The following is a 24,065-nucleotide window of genomic DNA, read 5'->3' on the forward strand; positions in this document are numbered from 1 at the left end:
TGCGGGAAGACCTGATGCCGGGCCTTCTCTACCCGGGTTGGATCAGACGATGGATCCATCACTTCCGGACGAAACGGAATTCCACACATCAGGATTGAACTAAATCAAGCTTCCTTGACGGATGCATGTGTATTTTTGTATCCAAATGGGCGGTTCTACTCAGGGGATAGTGAGAGGGATAATGGATACGTCTTTGGAAAACGCATCACAGCTGTTTCTGGGAATTGATCTGGGAACTTCCCGGACCACCATCATGTCGAACCGGGGGGCCAAGGAACTGGTTCGCTCCGTCGTGGGCTATCCCCGGGATATCATCGGCGTCAAGCTTCTCAATCGCACCAGCGCCATCGGTGAAGAAGCTCTGGAAAAACGCTCCTATATGAATCTCTATCATCCTCTTGAGGACGGGGTTCTCAAGGAAGATGAAAAACATATCCAGGCAGCCCGGGAGCTGATTCAACACGCCATCAGTCTCGCTGGCCCCCGGCCCGGGGACCAGGTGTGTGGGATTCTCGGTGTACCAGCCCGGGCCTCCATCACCAGCCGCAACCAACTGCTGCAGATTGCCGAGGAGTTGATGGATATCTCCCTGGTGGTCTCTGAGCCATTCATGGTGGCTTATGGATTGGGCAAGCTGAATAACGCGATCATCATTGATATTGGTGCGGGCACTATCGATCTATGCGCCATGAAGGGTAACATTCCCGGTGCGGCTGATCAGGCCACTCTCCTCAAGGGAGGGGACCACATCGACGAATTCCTGGCCAACGCCATCTCCGAGTCCTATCCGGATGTGCAGATTACCAAAGTGCTGGCCAGAAAGATCAAGGATCAGTACGGTTTTGTCGGTGAAGCCAAGGAAGAGGCCATCGTGACCCTGCGGGCTTCCGGTAAGCCGGCCCCCCACGATGTCACCCAGGAAGTGCGGGCCGCTTGCGAAACCATCGTCCCGGATATTCTGGACAGCCTGGAAAAACTGATCCAGACCTTTGACCCGGAAGATCAGGACGAGGCCGTGAGCAATATCATCCTGGCTGGAGGAGGCTCCAATATTGTCGGTCTGGATGTCGCCCTGGCCTCACGCCTCAAGGATTACGGCAACGTCAACGTCTCCCGGGTAGCCGACTCCGACTATGCCGGTTGTGCCGGCGCCTTGAAACTGGCTACCGAACTGCCTCCAGAATATTGGAGCCAAGTAGGAGATGTGGTCGGCAGCTGATTTTTGCGCTGCGAATGAACCTACCGACGGCGGTCGCCAGTTGTCTAAGGCGGTCGCCGATCAGTTTGGTGGGGTGGTGACTCTTAAGTCTGGGAGTTGAAACGTCGAGATGAGTTCGGCATGAAAAGACGCGATTTTTTGAGAATAGCTGGTGCCGGGGCTGCGCTTTGCACTCTCCCTGGACAGGCTATGGCCGGTTATGCGCGTGTTCGTCCCAAGCGTCGTAACCGCCTGGACAGCGATCAGGAATATGCCAACTATCTCGATAAAATTCGCCTGTTTGACCGGGACCATCCCGGTGATTTTCAGCTCGATCAGGAGCGCATGACCCTCCTCAACGCCACCGCTGATCGCTTCAGGCGACTGCAAAAGCTGGTGGGTTTTGCCAACTTTACCCTCCTCGGTTTTGATCGGGGCTTGCGATTTGCCAAACGCTATCCCCAGGTGGGCTCATTCACTCGGGAAGAGCTTGATTTTTTGGAGATGATTTTTTCCGAACAGGCCTCCCTCTACGGCTTTTTCGGCGATAAGCCCCTCAAGCAGATCACCGCACGGATTCCCAGGCGGGAAGTGGTCAAAATCCCCCGCACCGGTAATTATCTCTACAAGGGGAGCCCTCAGAAGACCTACGAAAGAATTCGTCGGGATGTGGGAGACCGGGTGATTCTCACTTCGGGGGTGCGCAGCGTCGTTAAACAGTTTTTGCTGTTTTTATCCAAAGCCCAGGAGACCAAAGGCAACCTTTCCCGCGCCTCCAGGGCTCTCGCTCCACCAGGATACTCCTTCCACGGCATCAGCGATTTTGATGTGGGGCAGGTGGGATTCGGAGCCCTCAATTTTACCGAACGGTTTGTCACCACCGACGTTTTCCGGCAGTTGCGGGATCTGGGACACGTCAACCTCCGCTATCCTCGAGACAACTCCCTGGGCGTCCGCTTCGAGCCCTGGCACGTCAAAGTCACTTCCTGATTCATCCCCCACCTTCCTGATCCACGTTTCCTCCGGTTGGCCCCTGCTTCTGAATTTTAGTCAGATCTCTTCGGGATATTGTTTTAGAGGGCTGATCTATTCCATGTGTCAGCATAACATGCTGTAAAATAGTGGTGAATTCATGTAGTCAGGCTGCTTCCTGGATGCTGAGCACCAAGCGTTTGCCCAAAACGGCCAGGGCAGATTCGATTCGGGGGAGTTTGGAGGGATGGCGGGGATCCAAAAGGCGACGGACCTCTTTTTCATCGCAACCTAACCGGCTGGCAAGCTCGGATTTGCTCAACTCCGAATTTTTTAATGCCAGATAAAGGGCTGCCTTGGCGGACATTTGGGCTGGAACCGGAAGGTTTTTCTGGTTTGTGCCAGAGGGGGAAGGGGGTGGGATGGGATCTTTGCGACGGATGCGCCCAGCAATGGCCTCTTCCAGGCAGTCTGAGGCCTCTTCCAGAGCTTCCGCCAAGGTTGTCCCATCGGTGGCCGCCTCTGGAAAATCAGGGAAGGTCACCAGGTGATAGCCTGCTTCATCGATTTCAATGTTGATTGGATAGGTGAATGGCTGTTCCATAGGTATCCCTCATTTGAGATCGCTCTGTTTCAGGCCTAAATCCTTGAGCATCTTGTTAAGTAGACCAGGACCGATCTCTTTTTTGCGATCCTTTACCACTGTCATGGCCTCTCCAAAATAAAGGGTTCCATGACTTCCTTTCCCTCGTTCGCAGATAAAGCGAAAGGGGATATGACGCTCCCGGGCCAGTTTTTTTAACCGGGTCAGGAATTCAGATCCATTCATTGATTGAGTATCGGACAAATTTGTCCAAACATCAATAAAAACAAATCAAATTTGTTTTGGAAGCCATTTTTTTGTTTGCTCTGTAGCAAGTGCAAAGGCGTAGGGAAGGCAGGCCAAAAATGGGTAGAAATGTGATATTGAGGCTGGAGAATGACCCGGTTTTAGAAGGAAAAGAAGGCGTTGATTTCGTCAAACCGATCGACGACCAGGTCGGGATTCATCTCTGCCACGGGGAGGCCTCGGTTGTAGCCGTAGGTGACCAGGATCAGGGGACACTGGGCCGCTTGGGCCGCTTTGGCATCGGTGTCGGAATCACCCACCATCACCCCTTGGGCCGGGGTGGCGTTGAGCTGCTTTAAGGCGTGAAAGATGGGGTCGGGGTCGGGCTTGCGGCGGGGGAGGGTATTGCCGCCGATGACAGTGCTGAAAAAACGGGAAAGATTGAGTTCATCCAGCAGGCGAACGCTGAGATCTTCGGGTTTGTTGGTAACCACCGCCTGGGCTATGCCGGCTTTTTGGAGTTTGGTCAGGGTTTCCACCACACCGGGGTAGGGCCGGGAATGATCGGTGAGATGATCCCGATAGTAGGCGAGAAAATCCTGAACGGCGGCTTCAAAGTCGGGATCCCCTTCCGGCGGTTCGCTCTCTTCCCCCCAAAAACCCCGGGCACACAACACCCGGGCGCCGTTTCCCACCAGATGTCGCACTTCGTGGTGTTGCAGCAGTGGATAGCCCCGTTTTTCCAGGACATGGTTGAGTGCCCCCCAAAGATCCGGGGAGGTGTCCACCAGGGTGCCGTCCAGATCGAAGAGGGCGGCTTGAGGGGAGGGCGTTTGGGCCATTTGGAGCTGCTTTACTTGCGAATGGAGGCGATATAGGGGAGTTCACGGTAGCGTTCGGCATAGTCCATGCCGTATCCCACCACAAAAAGATTGGGTACCTGAAAGCCGATATAGTCCGCTTTGATGGGGAGTGTTCTGCGGGAGGGTTTGTCCATGAGCACACAGGTGGTCACCCGCTCGGCCCCTTTTTTCTTTAGATGCTCCACCGCAAAGGTGAGGGAGTTGCCGGAGTCGAGAATATCATCCACCACCAGCACCTGCCGTCCTTCCAGGTTGTCCCGGCAATCGATATTGAGTTCCACCTGGCCGCTACTTTCCGTGCCGTCGCCATAGGAGCTTATATGCATAAAATCCATGGTGGGCTCCACCCCGTGGCGGTGCATGGCACGGATGAGGTCGGCTGCAAAAACGAAGGCCCCCTTGAAAAGACCCACGACGTGGGGCTCTGGTCCCAGGTCGGCGGCAATCTCCTCGGCGAGGGCGTTCACCCGCTTGGTGATCTGGGCTTCGGTCAAGAGGGTGAATACCTTTTCAGTCATTAATCGGGTCCCCTTTCCAGGAGAAAAACTGCCATGGGGGCGAACAGGTTGGCTACGGCCAAGGGTACGAGATAGTTGGCAAACTGGCGTTTGATGGGGCCTTTGGGACGGTGTCCGGAGGCGGCCAGTGGGATCTGATCCAAAATTTGGATCTCCAGGGATTTGCAGAGATCCTGAAAATCCAGAATGGTACACATGTGAATGTTGGGGGTATCGTACCAGGCGTGGGGCAGCACCGGGGTGCGGGGCATGCGTCCCCCCAGGGTCAGGCCCAGACGGATTTTCCAGTGGCCAAAGTTGGGGAAGGAGACGATGATTTTACGCCCCACTCGCAACATTTCCTGGACCACGAAACGGGGCCGGTGAACCGCCTGGAGGGTGTGGGAAAGAATGACATAGTCAAAGGCGTTGTCGTGGTGATCACTCAACCCCTGGTCGATATCGCCCTGGAGCACCGGCAGCCCCCGGGCGATGCAGGCGTGGACCCCTTCGTGGGAAATTTCCACCCCGGCACCGTGGGCATTTTTCTGGTGGATGAGGTGTTCCAACAGCAGACCATCCCCACAGCCCAGATCAAGCACCCGGGCTCCCTCGGTCACCAGGCCTGCAATCACCTCCTGATCCACGCGCAGTTGAGGGGTTTTGATCATGCTTTGCCGTTGCCTTCCCCATGGAGGGTGATCTCTTGGTGGAGACGCTGCAGGAAAGAGGCCAGGGATTGCTTGAAGAGTGGCGCATCCAGCAAAAAGGCGTCGTGGCCGTAGGGGGAGGAAAACTGTTCGAAAGTGACGTTTTTTCGGTGCCAGTTGAGAATTTTGACCAGCTCCTTGGAGCGGGAAGTATCAAAACGCCAGTCGGTATCGAAGCTCATGACGAGAATTTTGGCTGTGACCGGTTTCAGTCGTTTGCCCGTGGTTTCCGGATCCGGGAAAGGATCAAAATAGTCCATCGCCTTGGTGATGTAGATATAGGTGTTGGCGTCGAACTGATGGACAAACGTAGATCCCTGGTAGTGCAGATAGCTCTCCACGGCAAAGTCATTCTCGAAGCCGTAGGAGAGTTCTTTGCGGTCTTGGAGGCGGCGGCCAAATTTATCGTGGAGGCCCTTTTCCGAAAGATAGGTGATATGGGCCATCATGCGGGCCAGGGCTAAACCGTGGATCGGTTTTTCGGCTTCATAATAGTCGCCATTGTTGAAATTGGGATCCACCATGATCGCTTGGCGGGCGACGGCGTTGAAGGCGATATTTTGCGCTGAAAGCCGGGGGGTGGAGGCGATGATGATGGAGGCCCTGACCGCATCGGGAAAGTCCAGAACCCACTGCATCGCGTGCATTCCCCCCATGGAACCTCCTGCGACCGCCAGGAGTTGTTTGATGCCCAGATGATCCATCAGCGCTTTTTGCAGTCGTACCATGTCGCCAATGGTGATCATGGGAAAGCTCAAACCAAAGGGCTTGCCGGTTTTGGGATTGATGCTGGAGGGGCCGGTGGTGCCGTCACAGCCGCCGAGATTATTGCTGCATATGACGAAAAAGCGATTGGTATCGTAGGGCTTTCCGGGACCGATATAGTCGTCCCACCAGCCCGGTTTGCGCTCGTCCGGGTGGTTGCGTCCGGCGGCGTGGGCGTTGCCGGAGAGGGCATGGCAGATGAGAATGGCGTTGGAGGCCGTTTCGTTGAGCTGGCCATAGGTCTCATAGGCGACCCGAACCGGGGCCAGGCTTGCGCCACAGTCCAGGGGCAGGCAGCTGCCGTCGGTGAACAGCTCCACGTGTTGGGTTTGAACGATACCGGCAGAGCCGATGACGGTGGCTTCCTTGCTTTTCATGACACCCTGGAAATAGACGATTGCAGGGAAGGGATCTTTTCTCTTTTTCACCCTTTAGTCAAGGGAATGGAAGAGGGGGGGGAGGGTCATTTTTTTTCGGCATGGAAATTGCTTAATTGTTCTCCAGAGTGAATTTTACAGATCGACTTTAGCCAGATCGATCCCATTGATTCAATGGACTCTTCGGTCAGATTGGGATCCATCCAGAGGGCTGATGGCTTGAATGAAAGAGGTTGAATTGAGATTTTTACCAGCAAAAGCAAGTGGATTTGATGTTTGTCAGCGGGTTGAAGAATGATTCATCGGCAGATAGGAGAAGGCAGGCCAAAGGGGCGTTTTTTCGAGTTGACCGAGCTTAAGCTGCTTGGCAATGACCCCAGGCTGGGCATGGTTTTGAGTCTGGGCGTGGTATGAGGCTTGCTTTCTGCCTGTATCGGATGGGGCGCTTTTAATGGTGGGATCCTTTGGGATAAGCCTGATCACCCCCCTGGATCCCTGTCCACCCTCGGCTGTCTGACAACAACGACGGGGTTTGACCAAGGGTCTGACTTTAAGAAGAATTCCCGACTTTACGGTTGGGATACCAGGTTTTGATTGGAGAATACGTTGGCCAGCAAACTCACCGCTCCATTTGCCCGACTCAATGGCTTGAGCGATATCTTCATGGCTGTCGGCATCATCCTGATGCTGGCCGTGATGCTGCTGCCGATGCCCTCGGCACTGTTGGACCTGTTGCTTTCCGTCAATATTTCATTGGCCATCGTCATTCTTCTGACGACTGTTTATGTTCATAAACCGCTTGAATTTTCTTCATTTCCAAGCGTTTTGCTGATTGCCACCCTGTTACGCCTCTCCCTGAACATTTCCACCACCCGTTTGATTTTGCTCCACGGGTCGGAAGGGGAGGCGGCAGCGGGTCAGGTGATTCGTTCTTTTGGCCAGTTTGTGGTAGGAGGCAACCCGGTCGTCGGGGTCATTGTTTTCTCGATCCTGGTGATTATCAACTTTGTGGTGATCACCAAAGGTGCCGGGCGCATCGCTGAAGTGGCCGCCCGCTTCACCTTGGACAAGATGCCCGGTAAGCAGATGGCTATCGATGCCGATCTCAACTCCGGACTCATCACCGAGGTGGAAGCCAAAAAACGTCGGCGGGAGATCGAAGAAGAGTCGGAATTTTTCGGGGCCATGGACGGTGCTTCGAAATTTGTCCGAGGGGATGCGGTTGCGGGTATTCTCATCACCCTGATCAACATCGTCGGCGGCTTCATCATCGGTGTCGCTCAACAGGATCTGAGTGCCGGGGATGCAGCCAATATCTATACGATTCTGACGGTGGGGGATGGACTGGTGGCACAGATTCCGGCCCTGGTGATCTCCTCCGCTGCCGGTTTTTTGGTGACCCGAGCCTCTTCCGACCGCCACATGGCGGAACACATGGGGGGGCAGATTACTGCAAACCCCCGGGTCATTCTGATCTCTGCTATCGTCCTGGGACTTTTTGCTCTGACGCCCGGCATGCCCACCACGGCTTTTTCGGTGTTGGCCATCCTGCTGGGTTTTTGGGCCTACATGCTCTTTAAAAAGAAAGATACCCAAGCCAAGGAGCTGGTGCGGGAAGAGAAGGTTCAGGCCCAGACCGAGGCACAGGTGGAGGAGCCCATCGAAAGCTTTTTGGCCCTCGATCTTTTGCGCCTGGATGTGGGCTACGGTTTAATCTCCCTGGTGGACGAGAGCCAGGATGGGGATTTGCTGGATAAGATTCGCTCGATTCGGCGCCAATTTGCCACCGACATGGGGTTCGTCGTCCCCCCCATCCACATTAAGGATAACCTCCAGTTCAGACCCGGAGAGTATGTTTTCCTGGTGAAGGGCGTGGAGGTGGGACGCGGTGAGATCAAGACCGGTCACTTTTTGGCCATGGAAGGGGGGGTGGTGACGGGCAAGATCAATGGCGTTCCCACCACCGAGCCCGCCTTTGGTCTGCCGGCCTTGTGGATCAATGCCAACGACCGGGAACGGGCGGAAATGTTGGGCTACACGGTGGTGGATCCCGCTACCGTGCTGGCGACCCACATTACCGAACTTGTGCACAACCATTCCCACGAAATGTTGAATCGCCAGGAGGTGCAGAGTCTTCTGGATCTGGTCGCCAAAAATCAGCCCAAGCTGGTGGAAGAGTTGGTTCCCAATCAGATCTCTCTGGGAGGAATCCAAAAAGTATTGCAGGGGCTATTGCGGGAGCGGGTTTCCATCCGCGATATGACCACCATTCTGGAAACGGTGGCCGACTACGCCAAGCTGGTCAAACATCCGGCCCAACTGGTGGAACTGGTCCGGCAATCCCTGGCCCGGTCTCTGGTTCGTCGCTACCTGGACGACGAGGGCAAACTGTCGGCATTGGTGCTGGGAGCGGATGCGGAAAACCTGGTCACAGAGGCGATTGTCGATGGGGAGTTCGGTTCATATCTTTCCATGGCCCCTCGCTCCACCAGTCTGTTTCTGAAAAAAGTCCGGGTGAATGTGGAAAAAGTGGCCATGCGGGTGGTGCAGCCGGTCATCATTACCGGCTCCCGGGTTCGACCGTTCGTCAAGCAGTGTACCGAGGGTGTTTTTCCCCATCTGGTGGTGTTATCCCAGAATGAGGTGCCCTCCAATGTGCAAGTTCAATCCCTGGGAACGGTTTCTCTCTCCTGACCCTTTATGAACGGTAACCGGATCGGATCATGAAAATATCAACCTTTCAAGCCCGGGACATGCGGGAGGCGCTTTTGGAGGTCAAGGAAAAGCTTGGCCCCGATGCTGTGATTCTCTCCACTCGCTCCATACGGGTGAAGGGCAAGGCCGGGCTTCCCACGGGTCGCTCCATGATCGAGGTGACCGCCTGTCCCAATCCCGGAGCCGATGGGAGTGTGCCAACACCGTCATTCCCCCGGCGGGTAGCTACCGGGGAGGCTCAGGTCTCTGGAGAGGCGGCAGCCAAACCGGGGCGCGGGCGGCTTTTTTCAGCGGTGGTGGATGACCCGGTGGAGATGGCCCCAAAAGAGTCTTTCCGATCACCTCCTCCGGAACCCGCCCGGCGACGTGCTCCGGCTGCGGTGGGGGGCCGGATTTCATCCTCTTCGGATCTTTCGGATATACGCTCCTCCTTGAGAACCCTGGAAGAGCGGGTTTCGGGTTTACCATCGATTTTGGATAATGAAGCCACAGGCCTGGGTCCCGAAGGCAAAAAACGCTACAGCTGGCTTCTGATGCACGGCGTTGAGGAGCCCATTGCCCGTAAAATAGCCGCCATGGATCAGGAGGATGTGGAGGGTGGGCTTGAGTCGGCCTTCAAAAAGGTGATGCAGTTTCGGGATCCTCTGGATGGTCGCGCCCGGGTGATTGCCCTGGTTGGACCCACCGGGGTGGGAAAAACCACCACCTTGGCCAAGATCGCCGCTGAATTGATCCTCAATCGGCGCCAAAACGTCGGCATGATCACCCTGGACACCTTCCGGGTGGGTGCAGTTGCCCAGCTGGAAACCTATGCCAAGCTGCTCCAGGTGCGCCTGGTGGTGGCCCGCTCCCTCTCGGAGGTCAAGGCGGGCCTGCAATCTCTCAACCGGTGTGACTTTATCCTGGTGGATACGGTGGGATCGAGTCCCTACAACCGGCGTCAGGTCAACTCCACCGGTGGATTGCTGCCGGTGATGGGGGAGGACCGGGAGGTGATGCTCTGCATGGCGGCCAATGTGCGGGAGAGCGAGCAGCAAGCGATCTACAGGCGGTTCTATTCCCTCTCTCCCACAGGGCTGATTTTTACCAAGCTCGATGAAACCGTCACCTATGGTGGCGTGCTCAACGTCGCACTGCGGGCACAAATTCCCCTGACTCTTTTTACCGACGGACAGAGGGTTCCGGAAAATCTGGGTTGGATGTCTGCCAAAAAACTGGCCCAATGGTTTCAGAAGGAACACCCGGTGGAAGAGTGATTCTTCCCATTGGTAGCTGATTTGGCATTTTATGAAGGAGGGGCAGTCCCCTTCACCCCGACCCTGAAAGTGGGGAGACGACTTTCATGGTAAAGGAAGGCAAGCAGAAGTCATGATCGAAGATGTTGACAACCAGGTGGCAACTCTCAAGGAGTTGGCCCGCAAGGTAGCCGAGACTCCTCATGCGGCTGCTGAAACGCCGTCGGTGGCCACAGCGGTCGGAAAGGTGGCCAAAGAGCGGGTCGCCCGACGCAAAGTGCCCTATACCATGGCTGTGACCAGTGGTAAGGGAGGGGTGGGCAAAACTTTGGTGAGCGTCAACCTGGCCATCGCCTTTGCCCGGCAGGGGCTCAAGGTGTTGGTCATTGATGCCGACTTGGGGCTTGCCAACATCGACGTGGTGTTGGGTCTGACGCCCCAATATACCATCCAGGATGTGCTGGATGGCGGTATGAGCCTCTCCGAGGTGGCGATCACTGGCCCCATGGGGATAACCATTCTACCTGCGGCCTCCGGCGTGGCCGAGCTTTCCACCCTTTCGGAGACCCAGCGTCTCTCCCTGATGGATCACATCGACAACTGGAACGATGATTTTGATGTGGTGCTGGTGGATACAGGCGCGGGGATTTCCAGTACGGTACGGTTTTTTGTGCTGGCGGTGGAGCGGATCACGGTGGTAGCCACCCCCGATCCCGCCTCCATCACCGATGCCTATGCCCTGATGAAGGTGATGTTTACGAATCACCGCATCTCCCGTTTTGACTTGTTGGTCAATCAGGCCAAGAGCGAGCAGGAGGCCCGGGAGGTCTATCGCACCCTCTATCGGGTGGCGGATAAATTTTTAAATATTGGTCTCAAATATTGCGGCTATATTCCATATGCCACACACTTGAGCCAGGCGGTACGCAAACAGAAACCGGTGACGGAGCTGTTTCCTGAATCCGAAGCGACGGCCTCTTTTGATAAACTTTCCACAAATCTGCTTGAAATGTGGGGGGAAAATCGTCAAAACGACGGACTGATGACCTTTTTCTGGCGGCGGCTTCTGGAGGAGGATAAAGATGCCTCCCCCCAAAGCCCGGAAAGTTGAACGGGATCGACATCCAATGAGTGCCCAAACCGCCCAAATAACCAAAAATCAAGACACCAAAGCCTGGGAATCCATGACCCGGGACGAAATCATCGTCAAATATGCCCCGATGGTGAAATATGTCGCCTCCAGAATGTCCATGAAGCTTCCCGAATCGGTGGAGTTGGACGACTTGGTTCAGGTGGGGGTGTTGGGATTGATCGATGCAGTCTCCAAGTTTGATCCAGCCCGGGGAATCAAGTTTCAGACCTATGCCGAATTTCGGGTTCGGGGAGCCATTCTCGATGAATTGCGCTCCATGGATTGGGTTCCCCGAGCGGTTCGCCAGGCCGCCACCCAGATTGAGGAGGTGTTCCACAAGCTGGAAGTCCAGGAAGGGCGGCCTGCTGATGATGAAGAGGTGGCGGACAATCTGGGGATCAGCCTGGGGGATTATTATGCCCAGCTGGATGCCATTCGGGGTATTTCCATTATCTCCTATGAAGATTTGCGTCCTTCCATAGATGATGAAGAGTGGGATGTTCTGGAGGTGTTTGCCGATCCGGAGGTGGAGGATCCTCTGGAAGCGATTGGTTTGCAGGAGTTGCGGCAAGGGTTGAGTGAGGCGATCAGCTCCCTGCCGGAGAAAGAGCGTTTGGTGGTGACCCTGTACTATTTTGAGGAGCTTACCATGAGCGAAATCGGTGAGGTTTTGGGGCTCACCGAATCACGGATTTCCCAGCTTCACAGTAAGGCGGCTCTCAGGATGCGGGCGCGAATTCGCCGGGTCATGGGTCGAAAATAGCGATGACTTTCTGGAATGTATTGGTAATTCTCTGTTTTGTGGTCCTCTACCTGGGAATCGCCCTGGTTTTTGTCCAGGTGCGTCGCCTGCGGGATGATCTGAAGCTCATGGCGACCACCCAGAATGCCGATGAGGATCATGAAGAGCTGCGGGAATATGTGGAGACGGTCACCGCCAGCCTGGAGATGATGGAGCGCAAGATCGGTATGGCCGTTGAGTCGATTCCTGCCCAGATACGGCCTGATCTGGAAGCGCTCCAGGGGGAGATGCGCTTTTTGAGTCGTCCGACTGAGAGCGGTATTGCCAACCGGTCCGAAACAGGATCAAGTAGCGAATCTGCCAACAAAAACGATGCCTACCGGGAAGCCCGTCTGCTTTTGGCCAACGGTGTGGATGAGGAACGGGTGATCAAGGAAACCGGTTTGACTGTGGAGGAAGTGAGCCTTCTGAAAAGTTTTTCCTCCCGGGAGGAGGAGTTGGGGGAGGGTGATCCCGACCCCTTGGAGTAAACGCCATGATCATTTCAGGGCTGCTGCTGCCGTCTGGCGATACAGCTGCCAGCGTCAAGCTGCCCCGGGTTTTTTCCCAGGGTGAATCCTTTACCGCCCGGGTTTCCCGTCTTGACAACCATGGTCAAGGTCTCATGAGGCTGCCTGACGGCCATCTTTTTTCCTTTTCCGGTGCCAAGGGACTCTCTGAAGGGGAGCAGGTACGCCTGGAGGTGGTCCGCACCGCTCCTGAACTCACCTTTCGCCTTGCTGGCACCCAATCCCAGGCTGCATCCCAACTGGCTGAATCCGCTGAGCAAAGTCTGGTCCGCGCCCCCGATGTATTCGCCCGATTGATCGCCCAGGCCGGTTTGGCCAAAGGGGGCATGAGTGGGGAGGCACTGCTGTTTTCCCTTAAAAATGCCGGACAGCCGTTTTTGGTCACCGACAAGGGGGAGACCCTGGCGGGGCTTCTGCAAAAAAATCTGCCCAATATTTCCGGTGATGCCCTTTTAAGAGGAAATGGGGCTTCTCTGGCCAAGCTTTTGGAAGGGGGCTCCCGACAGGATGTGGCTGACGCCATTCGCAACCTGCAACTGGCGGCTGGCACCCTTCGTCTGGGGGGGGAGGAGAGCGCCGGGATGGCTGGCAAGGAGAGTGCTGCCGCTGAACTGGCTGCCACCCGTGGAGCTTTGCAGCGGCTGGGGGATCTTCTCGCCATGCAGGAAATTTTGCCTCGTACCCCCGCAGCCGACGGCCAGGCCTTTCCGGGATATCGTCTGTTCTGGCTCACCGAAGGGGGGTTGGGGGAGGCGATCTGGCGCCAGAGTGGTGGAAAAAAAGGCGGCAGAGGAGAGGCGGACAACAACTCCATTCTGGTCTCCCTCAACATGACCCATCTGGGCTCGGTCCAGGCTCGATTGGAACTTGGGGAAAGACAGTTGATGGTTTCCATCGCCGCCGAAGATGAACAGGCCCTCTCGGCCTTGCGGGGTCAGGTAGGCCAACTGCGCACCGGGATTCAGGAGATAGGGCTGCCTCTGAAGGCGCTGGAACTCTCCCGCCTGACGCGAGCTGGAATGCGGGAGGCGCGTCAGCAGCTGCTGGGCCTTGCCGGTTCCGGTTTTTCGGCCAGGGCGTGACCATGGGCGAGGATGAAAAGAGAGAGGAAGGCCACATCAAGCAGGCCGTGGCGCTGCGTTATCGCAAAAGCCGGGACAAGGCCCCTCAGATTACCGCATCGGGAAAGGGGCGTATCGCTGACGCCATTCTCAAGCGGGCCGAGGCGGCGGGGGTTACGCTGATGGAGGATCCCGACCTGGTGGCGGTGTTGGGCAAGATTCCCGTAGGAGAGAGTGTCCCCCCCGATCTTTACAAGGCGGTGGCCGAGGTGCTCGCCTATGTCTATCGAATCAACAAATCGTTTGATGGAGAAGGGGATTCGTAGGGGGGTGATTGGGTTTGATGGCCTCTCCCAGCCGGGCTGTCGGGGTGTGGGGCAGGATGATGGTTTGTAGTGGAGCGGTGGATGACGCCAGTCTAAGCGGAGCGGTGGAAGGTTGCCTGCTGAGAAGGTTGGCAAGGGAGATGCAGTAGGTTTTAGTCAAAGGGCTTGAAAGGGGGGTGGCAGGGCCTATCTGGGGTTTTTTGGCTGAAAATGTAAAAAATATTGACTGAAAGTGTAAAAAAAAATTACACATGATCTCTCTGGGTATAACACCCGGAAAAAAAGATCATTCCGCTTTCACGTCGTCAAACCCTCATGATAGTCTGTCACCAAAGGAGATCTCCGCTGAGGGGGTGGGCCTTTTTGCCGATGAATTTTTAGGGAAGTTACAATGGCGCAAAGAAGAGCGATTCAGATTGCCGGTTTTGTCTACTCTCCTTGTCCCGCATGCAAGGAGATTATCTTTAAATCAGCCACCCTCTGTTACCACTGTGGAGAGTCGGTTGACGGCAACTATACCTATGTAGAGGCCGAGCCTTCAGAGTCCGAACGGGAACTCCTCAAGGGGCCGGGACTGACTTTTTTCCTGCCTTCGGCTTCTGGAGCGGAGGAGGAGTACGACCAGGGGGAGGAGGACGATCCATCCCAGGTTGAAAAGCCCCGGGGCCTCTTGGGTCGCTTCCTGCCGAAAAAGGATGACCATCAGCCTGAACGGGGGGAGGCGGCAGAGGGAACCAAAAAAATGATGCTCCCCGTCGCCAAGGTGGCGGTGGTCGTGGTTCTCTGCGGAACCATCCTATGGGGAGTGCAATATTTTTCCACAGAACCTTCGGCGTGTGAGCAAAACAACAAGTCCAGGGCACTGGCCATGGCCATGGAAAAGGGCGATACCAAAGCGCTTTCCAAAATGACGCCAGGTGAAAAGGGATCCCTGACCGGTTGCAGAAAGGACTAAAGCAGGTGTTGAAAAGAGGTGTTGAAAAAGAATTAATCCAACAGGGAGTGGGGTTTTGATTGGGATTCGCACCTATTTGCAAGCAATAATCCATCGAACCATTTCTGGCAAGATGGCCGCCAAGTCATCTGCCATTGATCGTGTTTCACTGCATCGGCAAAAGGCTGCCGTGGGAAGTGAGGCCGGGTTTACCCTGATCGAATTGATGTTGGTGATCGCCATTATCGGCAATCTGGCCGCTGTGGCCATGCCCATGTTCGAGCAACAGGTTTCCCGGGCACAGATGTCCGAAGGGCTTGGGTTTTTGATGGATGCCAAATCCGCCCTGGCTGAATATTACGCCGTAGAGGGCCGGTTTCCCACAGCACTGACCGACGCCTACGGGCCAGCCTGGACCGGTAACGACCTGGGGAAATATACCGACCGCATTATCGGCTGGGGATCGTTGGATCCGAGTTATCCGGATATCTATTATCTTTCAGCTGATTTTAAGGATTCCAATGTCGCGGAAGGGTTGATGTTGTCGGGGTTCATCGGTTTGAAAACGACAGATGGGGGGCTCAACTGGACTTGCGGTTTCTTTTGGTATGGCTACGAGCGCTACTATCCGACCAACTGTCAAAATTATATCTAGACCGGGGGGAATGGCCTCGGTGAAGCAGAGCACGTCGAACCCGAAAGAGGGACAGGGAGGTCTTGTTCCAGACGATGCCGGATTTGGGCCTGGGGAGTTGAACCAACATTCGGTGGTCAAACAGAAACAACGGGGAGAAGTGTCATGACTGGGATTCGATGGTCCACAACGGGGAAACAGACGCGTCAACGCGTTTGGAGCCAGGCGGAAGCTGCGTCAGGATCAGAGTGGCGTGCCACAGCCCAAGCGACCGGTGTATCCCGGCGCGGGCAGGCAGGTTTTACCCTGATCGAGTTGATGATCGTCATCGCCATCATCGGCAACCTGGCCGCTGTCGCCATGCCTATGTTCGAGCAGCAGGTATCCCGGGCACAGATGGCCGAAGCCATCGGCTTTTTAACCGACGCCAAATCCGCCCTGGCTGAATATTATGCGGTGGAGGGGCAATTCCCCGACGATATCACCGATGCCTACGGCCCCTCGGAAACCTTGTCCAACCTGGGAGAATATACCAATCGGATCAGCGGCTGGGGGTATAACTGGTATGGTCCCCCCTACGATGACTGGTTCTATATCTATGCCCAGTTCAGGACCTCTGATGTCGGTCAGGGGCTGTTGCTTTCCCGTTATATCGCTTTGAGAACCACGGATGGCGGGCGGACCTGGACCTGTGGTTATTTTTGGTACGGCTACGAGCGCTATTATCCGTCCAACTGCCAAAACTATATCTGATCGTAGCGGATCACGATTGTGTCAGAGGATGGGGCGTGGCCGGTTACTCCCACTCGATGGTTCCGGGGGGTTTGGAGGTGATGTCGTAGACCACCCGATTGACCCCCGGCACCTCATTGATGATGCGGTTGGCGATGCGGGAGAGCAGGTCATAGGGCATGGGATACCAGGAAGCGGTCATATAATCCTTGGTTTCCACCGCCCTGAGCGCCACCACATGTTCATAGCTGCGACCATCCCCCATCACCCCGACGCTTTTTACCGGTAGAAATACCGCAAACGCCTGGGCGATTCGGCCATAGTGGCCGGTGGCGTAAAGCTCATCCAGATAGATGGCATCCGCCCGGCGCAATAGATCGGCAAAGGGTTTTTTTACCTCTCCCAAAATCCGCACCCCCAGACCCGGCCCGGGGAAGGGATGGCGATAGATCATCCGCCGGGGCAGCCCCAGCTCCAAACCTACCTGCCGCACCTCATCCTTGAAAAGCTCCCGCAGAGGCTCCAGCAGATCCAACCCCATCCGCTCCGGCAGGCCCCCCACGTTGTGATGGGATTTGATGGCGGTGGCCACCCCTGTTTTGGCTCCGGCTGATTCGATTACATCCGGATAGATGGTCCCCTGGGCCAGCCATTTGACACCGGGAATCTTGTTGGCCTCCTCCTCGAACACCTCAATAAAGGTGTGACCGATGATCTTGCGTTTTTTTTCAGGATCGGTGACCCCCTCCAACCGGCTGATAAACCGATCCTCAGCATCCACCCGGATCACCTTGACCCCCAGGTGGCGGGCAAAGGTCTCCATCACCTCGTCCCCTTCGTTCAGGCGCAGGAGGCCGTTATCGACAAAAACGCAGGTGAGTTGGCCACCGATGGCCCGATGCAGCAAGGCCGCGACCACCGAAGAGTCCACCCCCCCGGAGAGTCCCAGCACCACATGATCCCCTCCCACCTGATCCCGGGCCTGGGAGATGGCATAGTCGACAAAATGGCTGGGGGTCCATTGGCGGGTGCAACCGCAGAGTTCGATAAAGTTTTCGATTAAAAATTCCCCCCGGGGGGTGTGGTTCACCTCCGGGTGAAACTGCACACCAAAGATGCGCCGCTTATTGTGGGACATGGCGGCGATGGGGGCGTTGTCGCTGGCGGCGGAGGTGACAAAACCGGTGGGCAATTTTTCCACATGGTCACCGTGGCTCATCCAGACATCGGTCTCTCCATCGATGAAAAAGTTGTGGGTGAGGGAACTTTCTTCTCCAGCCCGCACCCGTGCCGGTCCATACTCTCTTTTGTCAGCTGGCGTTACCTCACCCCCCATGAGCTTGGTGATCAGGTGCATGCCGTAGCAGATGCCCAATACCGGCACCCCCAGCTCAAAAAGCCCCTTGTCCACCGTCGGGGCGTTTGGGTCGTAGACCGACTGGTGGCCACCGGAAAGAATGATGCCCCTGGGATCGAAGGCGAGAATCTCCTCCAGGGTGATGGACCAGGGGTGTATTTCCGAATAGATATGGGCCTCCCGCACCCGGCGGGCGATGAGCTGGGTATATTGAGAGCCGAAATCCAGAATGAGGATTTTTTCGGCGTGGAGGGTGTGGTTCGGCATGTGGGTCGCAGAAGACATGGCAGATCAATCCAACCGATAGTTGGGGGATTCTTTGGTGATATTGACGTCGTGAACGTGGGATTCCCGAAGCCCGGAGGAGGTGATTCGGACCATTTGGGCCTGGGTGCGCAGGGTGGGGATATCCGGGCAGCCGGTATAGCCCATGGCCGCACGCAGTCCACCGATCATCTGGTGGATGAGATTGTGCAGGGGCCCTTTGTAGGGCACGCGGGCTTCCACCCCTTCGGGCACCAGCTTGTCCGCCTCCACCCCGCTCTGGCCATAGCGATCCTTGGAGCCTTTGGCCATGGCACCGATGGAGCCCATGCCCCGATAGGTTTTGTAGGAGCGGCCCTGATAGATGAAAACCTCGCCGGGGGATTCGTCGGTGCCAGCAAACATGGAGCCCAGCATGACACTGGAAGCACCCGCTGCAATGGCCTTGGCAATCTCTCCGGAAAACTTGACCCCACCGTCGGCGATAATGGGAATATCTGATTTTTCCGCTTCTTCCACACAGTCGGCGATGGCGGTCATCTGGGGAATGCCCACACCAGCCACCACCCGGGTGGTACAGATGGAGCCGGGTCCAATTCCCACCTTGACCCCGTCGGCCCCGGCTTCGATCAAATCCCGGGTACCCGCAGCTGTCGCCACATTGCCAGCGATCACCTGGGCGTTGGGGTAGCGGTCTTTAATCCATTTGACCAGGTCGAGCACACCCTGGGAGTGGCCGTGGGCGGTATCCACCACAATCACATCCACTTCGGCTTCCATGAGGGCGGTCACCCGGCGTTGCCCCTCCTTGCCGACGCCAACAGCAGCCCCCACTCGCAAGCGACCGGTGTCATCCTTGCAGGCATCCGGATGTGTCTGGGATTTTTCGATATCCTTCACCGTGATCAGCCCGACACAGCGGAAGGCCCCATCCACCACCAGCAGCTTTTCGATGCGGTGTTGATGGAGCTGTCGCTTGGCCTCGGCCATGGCGACCTCTTCTCGAACGGTGACCAAATCTTCCTGGGGAGTCATCAGCTCCCGAATGGGTTGGGCCGGGTCGGTCGCAAAGCGGACATCCCGATTGGTGAGAATGCCCAGCAGATGGCCATCGGCTTCGGTGACGGGAACCCCGGAGATATGGTTCTGTTTCATGAGCCCCTTGGCCTCTCTCAGGGGGGCTTCAGGTCGTATGGTCAGAGGGTCCACCACCATACCGGTGACGAATCGTTTGACCGTGCGGACATGTTTGGCCTGATCCTTGACGGTCATGTTTTTATGGATGATGCCGATCCCCCCTTCCTGGGCCATGGCGATAGCGGCCGGGGCTTCGGTCACGGTATCCATCGCGGCTGAGATCAGGGGCATTTTCAGGTTGATCCCACGGGTCAGTCGAGTGGCAATATCGACCTCCCGGGGCAGGACCGAGGAGAGGGCCGGGACCAGGAGAAGGTCGTCGAAAGTTAAGGCTTCTTTGAGGACGCGCATGAGTTGCCTCTTGTCAGAACGGTTTGGATAAGACCCTCTTTATGATCAATCAGGTGGGGTCTGGATCCAGGGGGCAGTTGTTTTGTCGGTGTGTTCAGTTGTATCAGTAAAGAGTCATCCAGCTTAGGATGGTTGCTCTTGGGATTTCGGTTTGGAATCGCTTTCGGCTTCGGGTTTTCGCCAACCCAGGGCGACCAGATATTGTTCCGGGCTGCGGCCTCGGCTGGCTTTGGGTTTGATCACCTTGACCCGCTCGAAGAGCAATCGGGCCTCCCGAATCAGATCGTGAAATCCAGGCCCTTGGAAGAGCTTGACCACCATGGCTCCCCCAGGAATGAGGGCCAGCTCGGCAAACTGAAAGGCGGACTCCGCCAGGGCTTCGCCCCGACCCTGATCCGCCACCTTGAAGCCGGTCATCTCCGGAGCCATATCGCTTAAAATAAGATCCACCAAACCATCGCCGCCCAAAATATCCTGAAGGCTGGCGAGGGTCTCATCCGCCAAAAAATCTCCCAGGATGAAGGTGATGGCGGTTTTGTCCCGCACTCCCTGGGCTTCCAGAGAGTCCATGGGGAGCCGGTCCACCGCGACCACCCGCCCTCCGGGGCCAGCCAGTTTCAGGGCGATCTGGCTCCATCCTCCAGGTGAGGCACCCAGATCGACAATGGTCATGCCAGGCCGGATCAGAGGACCGGTTTGGGGATCCTTGGTCAGGCGTTCCTGGATTTCCAACAGCTTGTAGGCAGCCCTTGAGCGATATCCAGCTTTGCGGGCGGCCAGAACATAGGGATCTTTGGCTCTTTCCCGTAGCCATCGGTCACTGGAGGGGCGCCGTTTGGCCATGGGGTGGTTGATCCGGTTTAATAGCTGATGTTGAGAATTTCGAAATGGCGCAAGCCGCCTGGAGCACGCACTTCAGCGGTATCTCCCTCTTCCTTGCCGATCATGGCCCGGGCCATGGGGCTGGTGATCGATATTTTGCCCAATTCCAGGTCAGCCTCATCAACCCCTACGATCTGGTAGGTGGTCTCTTCGTCACTCTCCTCATCGGCCACCGTCACTTTGGCCCCGAACGCGACTTTGCTGGTTTTGATGCGGGAGGTGTCGATCACCTGGGCGTTGGCGATTTTGCTTTCGATCTCCTTGATGCGCCCCTCATTGAAACCATGTTGCTCCTTGGCAGCATGGTATTCGGCATTTTCCGAGAGATCGCCGTGATCCCGAGCGACGGAGATCGCCTCAATAATGCGGGGTCGATCCTCTGATTTGCGCCGTTGGAGTTCCGCCTTTAATTGTTCCGCCCCGGCCAGGGTCATGGGCACTGTCTGTGACATGGGAAGCCGCCTTACGGTTTGAATGGAGATCGAAAATTCAGGGTTGGGTATGATAATCCTGCAAGGCCCGGCAATGGAACCCGGACTGTTGGACAGCATCAATGGCTGCCACCGTTGCCCGTATGCCGGAAAGGGTCGTGACATAGGGGATTTTGGCCATGAGGGCGGTGCGGCGCAAGGAGAGAGAGTCGGCAATGGCCTGTTTTCCCTCGGTGGTGTTAAAAACCAGCGCCACACCCCCTTGGTTCATGCTGTCCACAATGTGGGGGCTGCCTTCATTGACCTTGTTGACGGTCTCGACCGGAATACCTTCCCCCTTGAGAAAGCGTGCTGTTCCCTGGGTGGCCAGGAGTTTGAAACCCATGGCGACCAATCGCCCGGCGGGTTGCACCATGGCCAGTTTGTCTTCTTCCCGAATGGAGATGAAAATCCGTTCACCCTTGGTCAAATCCCCAGGCTGGGGCAGAAAAGTACCCGCTCCTTCTTCGGCTTTGGCAAAAGCCACTCCAAAGGTGTCGGCCAGCCCCATCACTTCACCGGTCGATTTCATTTCAGGGCCCAGCAGGGTATCTACCCCCGGAAACTTATCGAAGGGAAAAACCGCTTCCTTGACCGCGACATGGCGGGTTTGGGGGGTGCGGGTCAGGCCGATTTTGTCCAGCGTTTCACCCGCCATCACCCGGGCGGCCACTTTGGCCAGAGGCACCCCGGTGGCTTTGGAAACAAAGGGGACCGTGCGGGAGGCCCGGGGGTTGACCTCCAGAATGAAAATCGCGCTGTTTTGCACCGCAAACTGGATGTTCATGAGCCCCACCACCTTCAGCTCCTTGGCCAGCAGTTTGGTCTGGCGCTCGATCTCCTCCAGGGTGCCGATGCCTACCGAATAGGCGGGCAGAGAGCAGGCGGAATCCCCGGAGTGAATCCCGGCTTCCTCGATATGCTCCATGATGCCCCCCACCACGGCCCGATGACCGTCGGCCACACAATCGACATCGATCTCGATGGCATCTTTCAAAAACTGGTCGATGAGCACCGGATGATCCGGAGAGGCGTGGACCGCCGTGCGCATATAGTGGCTGAGATCGGATTCGTCGTGGACGATCTCCATGGCGCGGCCACCCAACACATAGGAGGGGCGCACGACGATGGGATAACCGACTTCCCGGGCCACCTGAATCGCCTCTTTTTCAGAGCGGGCGAGGCCATTTTTGGGTTGCCTGAGGCCAATGCGTTGTAACAGCTGCTGAAACCGCTCCCGATCTTCGGCGACATCGATGGCGTCGGGGGAGGTGCCGATGATGGGAACGCCTGCATTGTGGAGGTCGTTGGCGAGTTTTAAGGGGGTTTGACCGCCAAACTGCACGATCACCCCATGGGGCTTTTCGATATCTACAATAGCCATGACATCCTCAAAGGTGAGGGGCTCAAAATAGAGCCGGTCAGAGGTGTCATAGTCGGTGGAGACGGTTTCGGGGTTGCAGTTGACCATGATGGTCTCAAAACCGGACTCCCGAAGGGCAAAGGCGGCATGGACGCAGCAATAGTCAAACTCGATTCCCTGACCGATACGGTTGGGGCCACCCCCCAGGATCATGATTTTTTTGCGTTCGCTGGGCTCTGACTCGCACTCACTCTCGAAGGTGGAGTAGAGATAGGCGGTTTGGGAGGCGAACTCCGCCGCACAGGTATCCACCCGCTTGAAGACCGGGTTGACCTTGAGTTGCCTGCGTGCCTGACGGATCTTTTCAGGGGTGGTCTGGATGATTTCAGCCAGGCGCTGATCTGAAAAGCCCTTTTCCTTCAATTCCCGCAGATGATCGGCGGATAGATCCGCCAGGGGTTTGCCTGTGAGAGCCGCTTCTGCTTCCACCAACTGGGCGATCTGATCCAAAAACCAAGGGTCGATGGCTGTGATGTCATGGAGCCATTCCAGGCTTTTACCCTGACGAAAGCCCTCGGCCAGATAGAGAATGCGGTCGGGGGTGGGGCGATTTAAACGGCTCTTCAGGGCTTTTTCCCGGGCTTCGGGGCTCTCTCCCTGGATCTCCATGGAGTCAAAACCACTGAGGTCGGTCTCCAGGGAGCGGAGTCCTTTTTGAACCGACTCCTTAAAGGTGCGACCAATGGACATCACCTCACCGACGGATTTCATCTGGGTGGTGAGAACGGGGTCTGCCTGGGGAAACTTTTCGAAGGTGAAGCGGGGAATCTTGGTGACCACATAGTCGATGGTGGGCTCAAAGGAGGCTGGCGTTACCCCGGTGATATCGTTCATGATTTCCGGCAGGGTAAAGCCCACCGCGAGCTTGGCGGCTACTTTGGCGATGGGAAAACCGGTCGCCTTGGAAGCCAGCGCCGAGGAGCGGGAGACCCGGGGATTCATCTCGATGATCACCAGCCTGCCTGTTTCCGGATGCATGGCAAACTGCACGTTGGAGCCACCGGTATCCACCCCGATTTCTCGCAGCACTGCGATGGAGGCGTCCCGCAGATCCTGATATTCCTTGTCGGTCAGGGTTTGGGCCGGGGCCACGGTGATGGAGTCGCCGGTATGCACCCCCATGGGGTCGAAATTTTCAATGGAGCAGACGATGATGGCGTTATCCGCCATATCCCGCACCACCTCCATCTCAAACTCTTTCCAGCCGATCAGGGACTCTTCCACCAACACTTCGTTGTTGGGGGAAGCGGCCAGCCCACGCTCGATCAGGGTGATAAACTCTTCCCGATTGTTGGCTACACCACCGCCGGTTCCCCCCAGGGTGAATCCAGGCCGTAAAATGGTCGGATAGCCGATCTCTTTCTGGATCTCCAGCGCCTCCTCAAGGGAGTGGGCAAAGCCGGAGAGGGGCAGATCCATGCCGATGGCGGTCATCGCCTTTTTAAATTGTTCCCGATCCTCGGCCTTGGCAATCGCTTCGCGGGAGGCGCCGATCAGCTCTACGCCATGTTTTTCCAGAAGTCCGGCATCGGCCAGCGCCAAGGCCAGATTGAGGGCGGTCTGCCCGCCCATGGTCGGGAGCACCGCATCGGGTTTTTCCCGCTCCAGGATGCAGGCCAGGGAGTCCAGGGTGAGGGGCTCCACATAGGTCCGGTCGGCAAGCTCCGGATCGGTCATGATGGTGGCGGGGTTGGAATTGACCAGCACCACCTCAAAGCCGTCTTCTTTGAGGGCTTTGCAGGCTTGAGCCCCGGAGTAGTCGAATTCACAGGCTTGGCCGATGACGATGGGGCCTGCGCCGATGAGAAGAATTCGCTTGATATCAGTACGTTTGGGCATCTTTAGATGCGCTCCATGCGTGTGTTCAACAGGGACTTGAGGGAGTTGGCT

General features: G+C 56.6%; 23 protein-coding genes. 12 read left to right on the forward strand and 11 right to left on the reverse strand.

All coding sequences use genetic code 11. The annotated features are described in order from the left end of the window. The first annotated feature begins 181 nt into the window (after positions 1-181). Together HQL52_02795 and HQL52_02800 are read left to right on the forward strand one after the other, a co-directional pair. Positions 182-1,219: a rod shape-determining protein gene (locus tag HQL52_02795; GenBank protein ID MBF0368362.1), complete on the forward strand. Its 1,038-nt coding sequence runs from the start codon at positions 182-184 to the stop codon at positions 1,217-1,219. A 120-nt stretch (positions 1,220-1,339) separates the two neighbouring features. Then, entirely contained in the window at positions 1,340-2,188 is an 849-nt protein-coding gene (locus tag HQL52_02800) for a D-alanyl-D-alanine carboxypeptidase family protein (GenBank protein MBF0368363.1), read from the forward strand. Between the two features lie 148 nt (positions 2,189-2,336). On the opposite strand, the gene HQL52_02805 is transcribed toward HQL52_02800, so the two are convergent. The 6 genes from HQL52_02805 to HQL52_02830 all read right to left on the reverse strand — a co-directional run bounded on the left by HQL52_02805 (position 2,337) and on the right by HQL52_02830 (position 6,211). Beyond that, complete coding sequence (locus tag HQL52_02805) at positions 2,337-2,774, reverse strand: type II toxin-antitoxin system HicB family antitoxin (GenBank protein MBF0368364.1); 438 nt, start codon at positions 2,772-2,774, stop codon at positions 2,337-2,339. Between the two features lie 9 nt (positions 2,775-2,783). After that, positions 2,784-2,999 carry a hypothetical protein gene (locus HQL52_02810; protein ID MBF0368365.1) on the reverse strand — a complete coding sequence of 72 codons (216 nt, stop codon included), beginning with the start codon at positions 2,997-2,999 and terminating at the stop codon, positions 2,784-2,786. A 161-nt stretch (positions 3,000-3,160) separates the two neighbouring features. After that, positions 3,161-3,841 (reverse strand): phosphoglycolate phosphatase, encoded by a 681-nt coding sequence (locus tag HQL52_02815; protein ID MBF0368366.1) that lies wholly within the window; start codon positions 3,839-3,841, stop codon positions 3,161-3,163. Positions 3,842-3,852: 11 nt separating this feature from the next. Further along, positions 3,853-4,380, reverse strand: a complete 528-nt coding sequence (hpt, locus tag HQL52_02820) for a hypoxanthine phosphoribosyltransferase (GenBank protein MBF0368367.1) — start codon at positions 4,378-4,380, stop codon at positions 3,853-3,855. Further along, a complete protein-coding gene (gene metW / locus HQL52_02825; protein ID MBF0368368.1) occupies positions 4,380-5,030 on the reverse strand; it encodes a methionine biosynthesis protein MetW in 651 nt (216 codons plus the stop codon). Before metW ends, hpt begins: the two co-directional genes overlap by 1 nt. Then, a complete protein-coding gene (locus HQL52_02830; protein ID MBF0368369.1) occupies positions 5,027-6,211 on the reverse strand; it encodes a homoserine O-acetyltransferase in 1,185 nt (394 codons plus the stop codon). Before HQL52_02830 ends, metW begins: the two co-directional genes overlap by 4 nt. Before the next feature lie 663 nt (positions 6,212-6,874). On the opposite strand from HQL52_02830, the gene flhA reads away from it, so the two are divergent. From flhA to HQL52_02880, 10 genes are all read left to right on the forward strand, one after another. Beyond that, on the forward strand, positions 6,875-8,905 hold the full coding sequence (gene flhA / locus HQL52_02835; GenBank protein MBF0368370.1) for a flagellar biosynthesis protein FlhA: 2,031 nt from the start codon (positions 6,875-6,877) through the stop codon (positions 8,903-8,905). A 29-nt stretch (positions 8,906-8,934) separates the two neighbouring features. Continuing rightward, positions 8,935-10,182, forward strand: coding sequence for a flagellar biosynthesis protein FlhF (gene flhF, locus HQL52_02840; protein ID MBF0368371.1), 1,248 nt, complete (start codon positions 8,935-8,937; stop codon positions 10,180-10,182). Positions 10,183-10,294: 112 nt separating this feature from the next. Further along, positions 10,295-11,272 (forward strand): MinD/ParA family protein, encoded by a 978-nt coding sequence (locus HQL52_02845; protein MBF0368372.1) that lies wholly within the window; start codon positions 10,295-10,297, stop codon positions 11,270-11,272. Positions 11,273-11,288: 16 nt separating this feature from the next. After that, complete coding sequence (locus tag HQL52_02850; GenBank protein ID MBF0368373.1) at positions 11,289-12,056, forward strand: FliA/WhiG family RNA polymerase sigma factor; 768 nt, start codon at positions 11,289-11,291, stop codon at positions 12,054-12,056. 2 nt (positions 12,057-12,058) lie between these two features. Beyond that, positions 12,059-12,565, forward strand: a complete 507-nt coding sequence (locus HQL52_02855) for a hypothetical protein (protein MBF0368374.1) — start codon at positions 12,059-12,061, stop codon at positions 12,563-12,565. Positions 12,566-12,570: 5 nt separating this feature from the next. Then, positions 12,571-13,686: a flagellar hook-length control protein FliK gene (locus HQL52_02860; protein ID MBF0368375.1), complete on the forward strand. Its 1,116-nt coding sequence runs from the start codon at positions 12,571-12,573 to the stop codon at positions 13,684-13,686. A 2-nt stretch (positions 13,687-13,688) separates the two neighbouring features. Next, positions 13,689-13,991: an EscU/YscU/HrcU family type III secretion system export apparatus switch protein gene (locus tag HQL52_02865; protein MBF0368376.1), complete on the forward strand. Its 303-nt coding sequence runs from the start codon at positions 13,689-13,691 to the stop codon at positions 13,989-13,991. Positions 13,992-14,382: 391 nt separating this feature from the next. Continuing rightward, on the forward strand, positions 14,383-14,946 hold the full coding sequence (locus HQL52_02870) for a hypothetical protein (protein ID MBF0368377.1): 564 nt from the start codon (positions 14,383-14,385) through the stop codon (positions 14,944-14,946). A gap of 55 nt (positions 14,947-15,001) precedes the next feature. Next, positions 15,002-15,580, forward strand: coding sequence for a pilin (locus HQL52_02875; protein ID MBF0368378.1), 579 nt, complete (start codon positions 15,002-15,004; stop codon positions 15,578-15,580). Between the two features lie 144 nt (positions 15,581-15,724). Continuing rightward, positions 15,725-16,312, forward strand: coding sequence for a pilin (locus tag HQL52_02880; GenBank protein MBF0368379.1), 588 nt, complete (start codon positions 15,725-15,727; stop codon positions 16,310-16,312). Positions 16,313-16,355: 43 nt separating this feature from the next. Here the strand turns inward: HQL52_02880 and guaA are convergent, their stop codons facing one another. The 5 genes from guaA to carB all read right to left on the reverse strand — a co-directional run bounded on the left by guaA (position 16,356) and on the right by carB (position 24,014). Continuing rightward, positions 16,356-17,915, reverse strand: a complete 1,560-nt coding sequence (guaA, locus tag HQL52_02885; GenBank protein MBF0368380.1) for a glutamine-hydrolyzing GMP synthase — start codon at positions 17,913-17,915, stop codon at positions 16,356-16,358. A 24-nt stretch (positions 17,916-17,939) separates the two neighbouring features. Continuing rightward, the gene (gene guaB / locus HQL52_02890) at positions 17,940-19,400 is read right to left on the reverse strand and encodes an IMP dehydrogenase (GenBank protein MBF0368381.1); all 1,461 of its coding nucleotides are present in this window, start codon (positions 19,398-19,400) and stop codon (positions 17,940-17,942) included. Between the two features lie 123 nt (positions 19,401-19,523). Continuing rightward, positions 19,524-20,243: an RlmE family RNA methyltransferase gene (locus HQL52_02895; GenBank protein ID MBF0368382.1), complete on the reverse strand. Its 720-nt coding sequence runs from the start codon at positions 20,241-20,243 to the stop codon at positions 19,524-19,526. Positions 20,244-20,260: 17 nt separating this feature from the next. Next, positions 20,261-20,734, reverse strand: coding sequence for a transcription elongation factor GreA (greA, locus tag HQL52_02900; GenBank protein ID MBF0368383.1), 474 nt, complete (start codon positions 20,732-20,734; stop codon positions 20,261-20,263). Between the two features lie 37 nt (positions 20,735-20,771). Beyond that, complete coding sequence (carB, locus tag HQL52_02905) at positions 20,772-24,014, reverse strand: carbamoyl-phosphate synthase large subunit (GenBank protein MBF0368384.1); 3,243 nt, start codon at positions 24,012-24,014, stop codon at positions 20,772-20,774. Between the last annotated feature and the right edge of the window lie 51 nt (positions 24,015-24,065).

The sequence above is a fragment of the Magnetococcales bacterium genome (genome assembly GCA_015232395.1).
Classification (GTDB): Bacteria; Pseudomonadota; Magnetococcia; order Magnetococcales; family JADFZT01; genus JADFZT01.